The 12,129-nt window shown below is 58.9% G+C and carries 9 protein-coding genes; 8 read left to right on the top strand and 1 reads right to left on the bottom strand.

All coding sequences use genetic code 11. From position 1 onward, the window contains the following. Positions 1-7: 7 nt before the first annotated feature. Complete coding sequence (locus ACGHIZ_RS08655; protein ID WP_006235293.1) at positions 8-520, bottom strand: DUF2975 domain-containing protein; 513 nt, start codon at positions 518-520, stop codon at positions 8-10. Positions 521-661: 141 nt separating this feature from the next. On the opposite strand from ACGHIZ_RS08655, the gene ACGHIZ_RS08650 reads away from it, so the two are divergent. The 8 genes from ACGHIZ_RS08650 to ACGHIZ_RS08615 all read left to right on the top strand — a co-directional run bounded on the left by ACGHIZ_RS08650 (position 662) and on the right by ACGHIZ_RS08615 (position 12,009). Next, positions 662-2,878, top strand: a complete 2,217-nt coding sequence (locus tag ACGHIZ_RS08650) for a hypothetical protein (RefSeq protein ID WP_390447531.1) — start codon at positions 662-664, stop codon at positions 2,876-2,878. Positions 2,879-2,883: 5 nt separating this feature from the next. Beyond that, positions 2,884-3,624, top strand: coding sequence for an ATP-binding cassette domain-containing protein (locus ACGHIZ_RS08645; RefSeq protein ID WP_117769450.1), 741 nt, complete (start codon positions 2,884-2,886; stop codon positions 3,622-3,624). 279 nt (positions 3,625-3,903) lie between these two features. Continuing rightward, positions 3,904-5,550 carry an ATP-binding cassette domain-containing protein gene (locus ACGHIZ_RS08640; RefSeq protein ID WP_390447529.1) on the top strand — a complete coding sequence of 549 codons (1,647 nt, stop codon included), beginning with the start codon at positions 3,904-3,906 and terminating at the stop codon, positions 5,548-5,550. 1 nt (position 5,551) lies between these two features. Next, complete coding sequence (locus ACGHIZ_RS08635; RefSeq protein WP_006235302.1) at positions 5,552-5,896, top strand: hypothetical protein; 345 nt, start codon at positions 5,552-5,554, stop codon at positions 5,894-5,896. A 367-nt stretch (positions 5,897-6,263) separates the two neighbouring features. Beyond that, positions 6,264-6,689, top strand: coding sequence for a 50S ribosomal protein L31 (gene rpmE, locus ACGHIZ_RS08630; RefSeq protein ID WP_006235303.1), 426 nt, complete (start codon positions 6,264-6,266; stop codon positions 6,687-6,689). A 308-nt stretch (positions 6,690-6,997) separates the two neighbouring features. Then, complete coding sequence (gene secA, locus ACGHIZ_RS08625) at positions 6,998-9,805, top strand: preprotein translocase subunit SecA (protein WP_099432022.1); 2,808 nt, start codon at positions 6,998-7,000, stop codon at positions 9,803-9,805. Beyond that, a complete protein-coding gene (gene prfB / locus ACGHIZ_RS08620) occupies positions 9,805-10,953 on the top strand; it encodes a peptide chain release factor 2 (protein ID WP_368129983.1) in 1,149 nt (382 codons plus the stop codon). The genes secA and prfB overlap by 1 nt, the downstream gene beginning before the upstream one ends. Positions 10,954-11,118: 165 nt before the next feature. Beyond that, positions 11,119-12,009, top strand: a complete 891-nt coding sequence (locus ACGHIZ_RS08615) for a YitT family protein (protein WP_035137417.1) — start codon at positions 11,119-11,121, stop codon at positions 12,007-12,009. Positions 12,010-12,129: the final 120 nt, after the last annotated feature.

The raw sequence follows: 12,129 nt of genomic DNA, 5'->3' as shown, positions 1-12,129 counted from the left end.
CGTTTCCTTACGCAATCTCGTCGGAGTCGAGGTACAGCTCTCGGGCGTACAAGAAGAGCTGGGAAAGCATGAACAGGACGATGCCGAGAACCAGAGAGGTCCAATCGAATGATGAAGCGATCTCTTGGGCGCCGACGGCCCCCTCGCCGCCAAACATCGAAACGGAGGTTTTGAGTGAGCCGGCGTAGAGGCTGGTGGCAGCTTGAACAACGAAGAGAATGCCGAGCACCTTCAAGCATGTCGCAGACCCTTTCTTGAAGGGGTCTCCGCTCTTGATCGTCCACACGAGAACGGCGCTGAGGATGGTCGTAGCGATACCGATGACGGCAGGGACCAATGTCGAGATCGCAAGGGCTGGATACGCGGGGGAGTCTGCAATTACAGGGTTGTCGAGCACTTCGATTGCTGGCTTTAAGGAGAACGCCACTTGTGCGATGGCGGTGGCGCAAAGGGTCGCAGAGGCTATCGCACATGCGATGCGGAAGGAATGAAGCCGGGGAGTGCGATTGTCGGAACTCATAATAACCTCCGAAGAATTTAAAAAACTCAGGTTACTTTTTAACAGTTTATGTTAAATTGACTTTGCCGGCAAGTAATAAGGGCCGAGCATTTTGTTCGGCCCCTCTGTTCCGACTGGATGAGGTTAAGGTTGGCGATGAATATGCTCAAAATCTCGAAGGCGATCTTTAGGTCGCTTCTCTCCTCCAGGTCGCTCTGTGTTGTCGTTGTTGCGTTGATGGTTCTTTGTGCTCTGCCCGTCTTCAGGAGCGCGGCTGGCATCGACGGACGGGTCGAATACCTCGAGTCGGGAATAACCCGTGTTGAGCAGGAATTGTCAGCATCCTATGCGGATGCGCTTGTGAATGCGGGGGAGGACGGTGTCTATACCTCTTCATCAAGCATGCCCGCGCTTCTGTACCCTCTTGCCGCGGGACGTCTTATCTTGGCACCGCTCTCTCCCCTACTTCCGTTTCTGCAGATATCGGATGGAGAGTACACCTATTATGACGGATCGAAGGAGTACTTGCTATGGGTCGCAACGGCCGTTGCCGTCTCGTTCCTTGCCGCGCGTCTTAACAAACGTGAAAAGCTCATCATCCAGGCACCGATGGGCGAGCTGGGTAGACTTGTTGCATCGAGCGTATGGGCGAGTGTTTTTGCAATGCTTGCCGTCCTCGCCATCAATCTTCCAGGGATAATCGCCGCGCTTGTGAAGAATGGCCCGGGCTCGCCGTTCTATCCGATAGGCTACATTCAATATGCGACTCCGGTTATCAAACCGGCTTGGCTGGTGTTCGCGCAGACGGCCATCTTGCAATTCTTGGTGGCAGCGTTCATCTCGCTTGTCGTTCACCTTGCCGTGAAGATTGCCAATAACCCTACGCTTGGAATCGTGTTCGTATGTGCCCTGATGGGGGTGACGATGGTTCCCGGGTATTACGGAAGATCCATCGCTTTACGTGAGTTCGCCCTGTTGAATCCCCTTACGTATGCGAACACTGAGTTGACCGTCGGCGTCTATAGCCCGTACCCGACAACGCAGATAGTGAATCTGCCTGGACTTTGCTTCGAGCGTGGTGCGATTGCCCTCGTATGCGCAATCGGGATCGAGGTGCTGGCAATTAGCCTGCTTTGCGTTGCTGGAAAGAGCGGCTGCGCGTGCCCGATATCCCCGATTTGTCTTGAGAGAGGTTCCTTCACTGCATCGAGAACGGCAACTCGTTCGAGCGCTTGTGCCTCCGCCGTTGCATACGTAAGAACGATGGGGAAACTGCTCCTGCGTTCTCCTGCCCTCGCCGTATGCGCGATTGCAATGTCGACGACGATGCTGGCCCCGGCTCTGGTCGAGATGTTTCCTGACGCTGATAACGTTTCCGCTGTTCGGTATAGGGATGGGGAGCTCCGTTCAATAGATCGGTATCTAGAGCAGAACGCTGCGAATATGGACGTCGAGGGCAAAGCGGCCCTGGAAGACATGCGGGATGCTCTTTCGGGTTTCGTGTACGCGCCTATGCCTGCGGAGGGGTTTCGAAGCCTTGCGACGTACGAGCGCGCTCGAGGTGAGCTGGGCGCGGCAGATGCGACTCTCCTGCAATCGATCGGAATCGAGCCGGAGACTCCTTCTCGTGCGGAGGCGCGCGCCCTTCTGCTTGAGTCGATCGCGAGCTTGCCGGACCCCAAGGTTTACGAGTTAAGTACGAAGATGCCCCCATTAATCCTCCTTTCGTATCTCCAGGCAGCGCTTCCCTCCTTATTTTTGCTGTTGCCCGTGGTTGTCACATCGCTCGCGTGCACCCACCTGCAGTGTCGTTCCCTTCTGGTTCTCCAGATCCCCGCAACAGCGCATGTGCGTTTTCTGACGGCTGTTGCGCTGGCTCTCCTGCTTGGCTTGGTGCTGCTTTTGGTGTCGATGGTTCCCGCTGTCGTTGTGTCCGTGATTAAGAACGGTGCGGGTGGATCGGAGTATCCCGTCGCTCTCATTCGGGCGGGAGCTTCGACAACGTCCACGGTGGGGGAGGCGGTGTTGTGCAGTATTCCGTTGCTGGTCATGGCATACGGCGTGATTTCCGTCGTCGCTGCGTTGACAGCGGCGATTAGCCGCAACCCCGTTGTCACCGGAATGGTTTGCGCGGTTCTCTTGGTGTTGGGTTCGTTGAGCGCTCATGTTGAAAGCGTGGGCATGGGCGTCGCGCTGCTGGCTCCATTCGCCTCGTTTGATTCCGCTTCCCAGGTGGGGACGATTGGGTTCCTTGGGCGAGGGACGAACGCGATGCCTTTTGGAGAGGTCGTCGGCGCATCGGGCGCTCTGCTGGTGGTCTTGGGCGCCGTATCTCCGTTGATGGTGCGCCTGAGTGTTCCAAAGATCGAAAGGGGATGATCTCGATGATTGACCTTCAAACGCTGACGATCTCTTATGGAAAGAAGGTGCTCGTAGATTCGGTGAACGCTGAGTTTGCCCCGGGTACGGTCTACGGTCTCGTCGCTCCGAACGGGCATGGAAAGACGACGTTGCTGCGTGCGATGGCAGGTTTGCCGGGTCCTCGCGTGGACGGGAGCATCGTTCTGGATGAGGTGCAGGGTACGGGTGCGAGAGAGGTCCGTTCTATGATCTTCTATGCACCTGGTGAGGGGACGCTGCTGTATCCCGGATTGCGTGCGGAAGATCACCTCAAGATGGTTTGCGATATGTGGCCGCATGCTCGCGATATCGAAGAGATAGTGGAACAAACGCAGATAGGCGAGTTCGCGAAGATGAGGATCCGCACTCTGAGCCAGGGCATGAAGCAGCAGCTTACCCTGGCGATTGCGTATGCGACGGGCGCGCGGTACCTTCTATTAGATGAGCCCATGAACGCGCTCGACCCCAGCAGGGTGGACTTGCATTCCGAGATTCTCAGGAAGCTGGCCGATTCTGGTACGTGCATCATCATGTCATCCCACATCTTGGATTCGGTCGATAGGCTGTGCGATGAGATTCTGTTTTTGAAGGATGGGAGGCTCATTAGAAGCATTCCGCAAGATGATGCTGCGCCGAAGTCTCCTGGATCCCATTTCGCAAAGCCTGCCGGACGCGCCGAGGGTGCGCTAAGCACGTATCGGCGACTCTACGAAAAGGGCGGGTAGAAATGCAAGTTAAAAATCTATGTGGCCAATGTGATACCGTTGAACCCGCATATCGATACCGCTCAGCCATTCGCCTCGCCCCCATCGCACGCATCTTCATTCGGTCTGTCATTATTAATCTAACGATGCTTTGAGAAATGTAGGTGCTTCCAAATGTACTGTCGACTTCTTCTCAAACTAATCCTAAGAGACAAGGCCGCATGGATTTGTACGCTCGTTCTCGCTGCAGCCTTTTCCGTCCCCATTGCGTTCAATTCACCCATCTACGGGCCCTTCTTTATGAAGCAGGGCATGCAGAGCTTTGTCGACGCATTCAATACGCGCGCGCCCCAGGCCAGCGGCACAGACCTATCTCCAGAGCAGCAAAATGACGCGGAGCTTGCAAGATACGCGAACGCCGCCCTTGCCGCTCAAACCGACGCCGCCTTTCTCGATTCTGCCGAGAGCTACTACGCGCTCATGGGCGAAGGCTTCCAATCCGGGTCCATCGTGGGAGACCGAGAGACCAATGACGCAGACCTCGCGTATTGCCGTGCCCTGAGCAGCTCCGGCATCACGGATATCCCGGCCTCCGCAAGCGACCTGCCATTCCTTCCCTTCATCCCCTTCCTTCTCTCGTCGATACTCGTGCTCGGCGCCACAAGGCCCGGGACCCTGGCGGCGAAGGCGCCCGCGCCCAAATTCCGGCGCCTTATCCAGATCGTGTTTTCGATAATCGCCGCGGGGACCGCGATGCTCCTCGCCGGCCTCGCACCCGGGGGCATTTACGCCTTGGCCCTAAACGGCTTCGGGCAAATTGGGTACCCGATCGCCTTCTTCCATGACGGCGCGCTTGCCACCACGACCGCGGGAAACGTCTTCACGACCCTGCTTCTCGCGCTGCTTGCGGGCGGAACCTTGATATCCGTTTGCTCCGCCGTCCTATCGACCGCAACGAGGCGCGTCCTCGCGGGCCCCCTTACCTCCGCGCTGCTTGTCGCGGCCCCGGCATTCCCGTTGCTGTCCGATTCGGCGCTGGAGCATAATGCCGTGCTCGGGCTCCTGCCGCTGGCCGTGTTCTCGCCTATCGAGGCCACGGGCTACGTAGGATGCTTCCCGACAGAATTCATTGGCTCCGGTTCAGGCAGCGCATCGATGCTTGCCGTGGCCCTGGCATACGTCGCGGTCTTTTTTGCGGTCGGCGCCGTTGCGACACGTTCCCCCAAACAGCCTGGACCCGCGAAAAAGCACCATGGGCTCGAGCTTCTGGACGCGAGCGTGGGATACGGGAGCACGACGATACTTTCAATCGGGTCGCTTTTCCTGAGCCCGGGAACGGCGGCGGGCCTCGTTGCTCCCAACGGCTCGGGGAAAACCACCCTTCTTGAAGCGCTGTCGGGCCAATTTCCCACCCGCATCCGCTCGGGAAGCCTGGCGGCAGACGGAATCAGCCAACGTCGATCAGCCGAATTTGCAGAACTCGTCTACCTGAGCTCTTCGGGCGGCACGGATCTCTATCCCACGCTATCGGCCATCGAGCACCTTGCTTTCGTTAGGGAGGCGTGGAAATCGGCCGCCGACATCGACTCGCTCTGCAGCTCCCTCGGAATCTCCCCATATCTCGACAAGCCGACCCGTAAACTCTCGACAGGAATGAAGCAGCAGGTAAAGCTTGCCATGGCGATATCGACCGATTGCCCGTACCTCATCCTCGATGAACCGCTGAACGGCCTCGATCCGGGAAAGCGGAAAACCTCCTGCGACGCGATGCGCAGCGAGGTGGCGCGGGGACGAAGCGTGCTCATTTCAAGCCATCTGCTCGACGACCTGGCAGACCTCACCAACTCGTTCTACTTCATCGAGGCCGGCACGCTCGTGGAAAAGATCAAGTCGTCCTCGCAGACGCTCAAGCAGGAATACCTCGATACATACGAGCGAGGTGAATGACATGAAACTATTTGAACAGCTGAAGTCCAATGCGTCGCGCATGGCTGTCTACGCCATCCTCGTGGCAACGGCTTTATGCGGAATCGCGGCACCCGTCTATGCGCTCAACGGGGAGAAAGGCGATGTCGAACCCGCGTACATGGCTTCGACGGTTAAGGACCGGTACAAAGCCTTCTCTGGAGACACGTTTTACGTAGCAGAGTACGACACGACCTACCGTCAGCTTCGCTACAACAAGGGCTACGACTATCTAGGCGCAGAGGCAATCAGCTATACGTCGGGTTGGTACCGCTCCAACTATGGACACATAACCCAGTTCAAGTGTAACTACCGTGTGTACAACTAAAGCAACCGGCCGGGACGAGGGGTGACGCAAAAGCGTCGCCCCTCGTTTTTAACCATGTCAACTGAACCTAGTTCAGTTTGGTTGATTTCCGATCTCAGCCGAACACATTGAGCGGAAAGGCCGTTCCCGCAGTCAGTCGAACGTCCCCGGGGCCCTTCTCAGGCCCCGGGGACGGCATTTTCCCAGTTGAAGGAACGGTGGAGATGTGTTTCGATGGGTCAGATTCGTGTCGTTCCGAAAAGACCGTGAACCTTTTGTGGGACACGCGGCGCCGTGGTACCATAGCCGAGTTTGTTGTCTTGGTCGGAAACCAAGACGCCTTATGCGCTGATCGGTAACCAGCGCCTGACCAATAAGGAGTCCTACCATGAAGCAGGGTATCCATCCCCAGTATGTCGAGTGCACGGTGACGTGCTCCTGCGGCAACACCTTCAAGACGCACGCTACCGTGTCCGAGATGAAGGTCGAGCTTTGCAACGAGTGCCACCCGTTCTACACCGGCCAGCAGAAGTTCGTCGACACCGGTGGACGCGTCCAGCGCTTCGCCGACAAGTTCGGTGGCGCCGCTGCCGCCCAGCTCAAGAAGGCTGAGGAGGCCAAGGCCGCCAAGGCCGCCAAGGCTGCTGAGGCCGAGGCCGCTCGCAAGGCCGCCGCTGAGGCTAAGGCTGCCGAGAAGGCTAAGCGTGCCGCTAAGTTCGCCGAGGAGGCTGCCAAGCAGGCCGCCGAGGCTCCCGCAGAGGCTCCCGTCGAGGAGGCCGCTGCCGAGGCCGAGACCACCGAGGCTGCTGAGTAAATAGCTCGCCGCGGAATCGCTCGCATTCATGGCATGAGGGCCGTGCATCCATTTGGGTGCACGGCCCTTTTCTTTTTGATTAGTGCAAACTAACCTGTCCCCATGGCACCACATGGCGGAGAGGCGGCGTTTGCCCAGATAAAACTTGCCAAAATAAACCTGTCCCATTGTGGCAGGTTGGTCATAGTTATTACGTGGCGGTCGAGGTCGACCGTATAGGCCGCGCCTTGTTTGGCTAAAGTACAATCATCTGTGTTTAACTCGCCCGCAGCTGCACGGCGTGGGCGATGGCCAAAAAGGAAAACCACATGGGATTCATGTCAAAGCTGCTGTCCTTTGGATCCGATAAGGACCTTAAGCGCTACTACAAGATCGTCGACCAGATCAACGGTCTTGAGCCCCAGTTTGAGAAGATGACCGAGGAGGAACTCCGCGGCCAGACCGATAAGTTCCGCGAGCGTTACGCCAACGGCGAGTCGCTCGACGACATGCTCCCCGAGGCCTTTGCCACCGTGCGTGAGGCTTCCAAGCGCACCATGGGTATGCGCCACTTTGACGTGCAGCTCATTGGCGCCATGGCACTGCACGAGGGCCACATCGCCGAGATGAAGACCGGCGAAGGTAAGACCCTCGTCTCCACGTTGGCTGGCTATCTCAACGCTATTGCCGGCAAGGGCGTGCACGTCGTTACTGTCAATGATTACCTTGCCAAGCGCGACTCCGAGTGGATGGGCCGCATCTATAAGTACCTGGGCATGACCGTCGGTCTGCTCCAGAACAACATGCCGCTCGAGCTCAAGCGCCCGGCCTACCAGGCCGACGTCACCTACGGCACCAACTCCGAGTTCGGCTTTGATTACCTGCGCGACAACATGGTTACCCGTCCCGAGCAGCGCGTGCAGCGCGGCCACAACTACGCCATCGTCGACGAGGTTGACTCCATCCTGATCGATGAGGCTCGCACCCCGCTGATCATCTCGGGCGCTGGCACCAAGTCCGCCAGTACCTACAAGGACTTCGCGCGTGCCGTGCGTGGCCTTGAGCGCGGCGAGGACGTGTCGCACGACATGCTTACCGCCACCGAGGACGTTGAACCCACGGGCGACTACGTCATGGACGAGGCCAAGCACACCATCGCTGCCACCGAGCGCGGTCTTAAGAAGATCGAGCGCCGCCTGGGTATCGATGACATCTATGCCGATCTCTCCGGCCAGCTGGTCAACCACCTGCAGCAGGCGCTGAAGGCCCAGTACATGTTCCACCGCGACAAGCAGTATGTGGTCACCAACGGCGAGGTCAAGATCGTCGACGAGTTCACCGGCCGCATTATGGAAGGCCGCCGTTACTCCGAGGGCCTGCACCAGGCCATCGAGGCCAAAGAGGGCGTGCTCGTGCGCGAGGAGAACCAGACGCTGGCGACCATCACCCTGCAGAACTACTTCCGCCTGTATGACAAGCTCTCCGGTATGACCGGTACGGCACTCACCGAGGACGCCGAGTTCCGCGAGATCTACAAGCTGCCCGTCGAGGTCATCCCCTCCAACAAGCCCGTGCAGCGCGTGGACCACGAGGACCTGGTCTACCGCACCATTCAGGCTAAGTACAACGCCGTTGCCGACGACGTTGAGCGTCGTCACGCTAAGGGCCAGCCGGTCCTGGTGGGTACCGTCTCCATCGAGAGCTCCGAGAAGCTGTCCGCCGCCCTCACGAAGCGCGGTATCGCGCACGAGGTCCTCAACGCCAAGCACCACGAGCGCGAGGCCCATATCGTTGCCCAGGCTGGTCGCTATGGCGCCGTGACCATCGCTACCAACATGGCCGGCCGCGGTACCGACATCTTGCTGGGCGGTAACCCCGACGAGCTGGTGCGCGAGCGCCTGGAGTACGAGGGCCTGACCATGGAGGACGTAACGCCCGAGCAGCTTGAGCAGTTTAACGCCGAGGCCAAGGAGACTTGCAAGGCCGAGCGCGAGCGCGTTCTTGCCGCCGGCGGCCTGACCGTTATCGGCACCGAGCGCCATGAGTCCCGCCGTATCGACAACCAGCTGCGCGGCCGTTCCGGCCGTCAGGGCGATCCGGGCGAGACCCAGTTCTACCTGTCGCTCGAGGACGATCTGATGCGTCTGTTTGGCGGCGACAAGATGGACCGCGTCTCCAAGATGATGGTCACGGCTGACATGGGCGACGATATGCCCATCCAGCACAAGATCATCTCCAAGGCTGTCGAGAGCGCCCAGCACAAGGTCGAGAGCATCAACTTCTCCATGCGTAAGAGCGTTCTTGAGTACGACGACGTCATGAACAAGCAGCGCCAGGTCATCTACGCCGAGCGCAATAAGATTCTGGACGGCAAGGATCTGACCGACCACATCACCGAGGTCATGCACGATACCGTGTACCGCTGCGTGCAGGAGTTCTGCACCAAGGACAGTCACGATGGCGAGCGCGACCTGGAGGGCCTGCGCAAGTGGGTTGTAGAGCTCACCGGCCACATCGATACGCCGAAGTTCCCCGACGAGGATTATGAGGCTCTGGCTGCCGATGTCCTGGCTTACGTAGAGAAGTGCTACAACATGAAGGCCGAGCGCTTGGGCGAGGACCTGATGCGCGAGCTCAACACCCAGGTCATGCTGCGCGTCATCGATACCCGCTGGATGAACTACCTGCAGGAGATGGACTACCTCAAGACCGGCATCGGCCTGCGCGGCTTTGGCCAGCGCGACCCGCTGGTCGAGTACAAGACCGAGGCCTACGGCGCGTTCCAGATACTCGTCGACACCATGTACGAGGATTACCTGCGCACGGTTCTGCGCATCGAGATCAAGGCTGCCCCGCGTGCCGTGGAGCACAAGGAGGAGCCCGCGCTCGAGGGTGCGCACTTCTCCGGTCCTGCCGAGGTCGATGGTGACAACGGCGACTCGGTGCTGCGCAAGCAGGCGCAGGTGCAGGCCCGCACGGCTGTCCAGGGTGGTCCGGCTGCCGTTAACAACGGTGGCAAGGTGACCACCTATCGCAAGTCCGAGAGCGACGATCCGTACGTCAACGTGGGCCGCAACGACCCGTGCCCCTGCGGTAGCGGCAAGAAGTTTAAGTACTGCCACGGCAGGAATCGTTAATGGCTGAGGCTTTAGAGGTAACGCCCGCCGAGCTGGACGCGTTTGCGGACCGGCTCGGTGAGGTTGAGTCGTACCTCCATTTGGACGAGAAGCGCACCCGCGTAACGGAGCTCGAGGCCAAAAGCGTGGCCCCCGGCTTTTGGGATGACGCCGACGCCGCTCGCGCTACCATGGAGGAGATCGCTCGCGCCAAGGAAGATATCGCTGCCGTGGATACCGCGCGCGGCGAGCTATCTGACGCCCGCGCGGCGCTTGAGCTTGCCGAGGAGATGGGCGACGACCCCGATGCCGCCGCGTTGCGCGAGGAGGCTGCCGCTACGGCAGAACGCCTGGCCCGCGCTATCGACGAGCTCGAGCTTTCGAGCTGGTTTACCGGTGAGTTCGATCACGGCGACGCGATTGTGACCATCAAGCCCGGGCAGGGCGGCCTGGAGGCACAGGACTGGACCTTCATGCTCTTTAAGATGTACATGAAGTACTGCCAGCGTCGCGGCTGGAAGGTCACCATCAACGACTGTCCCGCAGCCGAGGTCATCGGCATCGACCGCGCGACCTTTACCGTCGAGGGCAAGGACGCATTTGGCATGCTGCGCGCCGAGGCCGGCGTCCACCGCTTGGTTCGCATTAGCCCCACCGACGACAAGAAGCGCCGCCAGACCACGTTTGCCGGCGTCGAGGTCATCCCCGTGCTACCCGATGATATCGACATCGAAATCAGTCCCGATGACATCCGCGTGGACGTGTACCACGCGAGCGGCCCGGGCGGCCAGGGCGTTAACACCACCGACTCCGCCGTGCGCGTGACGCATTTCCCCAGCGGCATTGTGGTCACCTGCCAAAACGAGCGCAGCCAGATCCAGAACAAGGCCGCGTGCATGCAGATCCTCAAGGCTCGCCTGTACGAGATTGAGCTCGAAAAGCGTGCCGAGGCCCTGGATGAGATTCGCGGACCCAAGACCACGATTGGTTTTGGCAACCAGATCCGCAGCTACGTGCTCTACCCATACCAGATGGTCAAGGATCTGCGCACGGGCGTGGAGACCAGCAATGTCGAGGCCGTTCTTGACGATGGCGATCTGGATCCGTTTGTGATTGGCTATCACCGTTGGGCTACCGGCAACGCCGATGCAGAAGGCTCGGAGGTCTAAAACATCGGGCAGTTTCAAGCCGATGCCAAACCCAACGGTTGGACGGGTTTGTATCCAGAATAAACCCTGCGCAGGGGTGGTTTTTGTCCGGCGAATCGGTAGAATCGAATACAAGAAGAAGTTCAAAGCGCATCCGATGGGGTGCGCTTTTTTGAGGGAGGCAGCATGGCATATCGTCTGGACATCAAGCGCATTCTTTCGATGAACTTCTTTCACGACCTGCCCCAGATCATGTTGGGGTGTGCCTTGGCCGCTATTGCGACCGACCTGTTTTTGATTCCCAACGGCCTTGCTGCCGGTGGCGTTACGGGCCTTGCCACCATTATCCAGGCGGTCGGCGCATCGCGTGGCCTATCGCTTCCCGTTGGTATTCAGACGATCGTGATGAACGCCTTGCTGTTGCTGGTCGTTATGCGCGAGGGTGGCATGTTCTACGTGGTGCAGACCGCGACGGGCTTTGTGCTGCTGGGCTTCTTTACCGATCTGTTCGCCCCGTTTGTAGCACCTCTGGCGGATGCGGACCTGATGCTCCCTGCCATGTGGGGCGGCATTATTACGGGCATCGGTTACGGCATGGTGTTGCGCGCCGGCGCCAACACCGGCGGCTCGGACACGATTGGCCAAATCATCTCGCGTAACACCTCGCTGCCGGTGGGCTCGACCGTCATGGCGATCGATGTTGCCGTATGCGCGCTGTCGGCTCCGGTCTTTTCAATCGAAAACGCACTATATGCAGGCCTTTCGATGGTCATTAGCGGCTACGTGATCGATGCCGTGGTCGATGGTGGCAACAAACGCCGTATGGTACTCATCATCTCGGACAAGTTCCCTGATATCGCTGCCGATATCATGTATGGCCTGGGTCGTGGTTGTACCAAGTTTAAGGCGACTGGCATGTATTCGGGTGCCGAGAAGCCGGTGATTATGGTCATCGTGAGCCGTCGAGAGCTCAATACCCTCAAGACGATCGTGCGCGAGCGCGATCCTCACGCCATTGTGACGGTCGCTGACGTTACGGAAGCCTTCGGTGAGGGATTCAAGGACATTAGCGCGTAGGGTCGACCGCGTTCCATCCAAAAGACGTTCACATTGATAAACCGTTTCATCAGCGGTTCTGCCTGCTAAATTGTTCAAATAATGATAAAAACTCTGGTAAAGCCATCAGTTTCCAGCATA

Origin of the sequence: Collinsella sp. i05-0019-G5 (assembly GCF_042851345.1) — a bacterium.
Taxonomy (GTDB): domain Bacteria; phylum Actinomycetota; class Coriobacteriia; order Coriobacteriales; family Coriobacteriaceae; genus Collinsella.
This window is presented reverse-complemented; position numbering and strand designations above follow the sequence as displayed.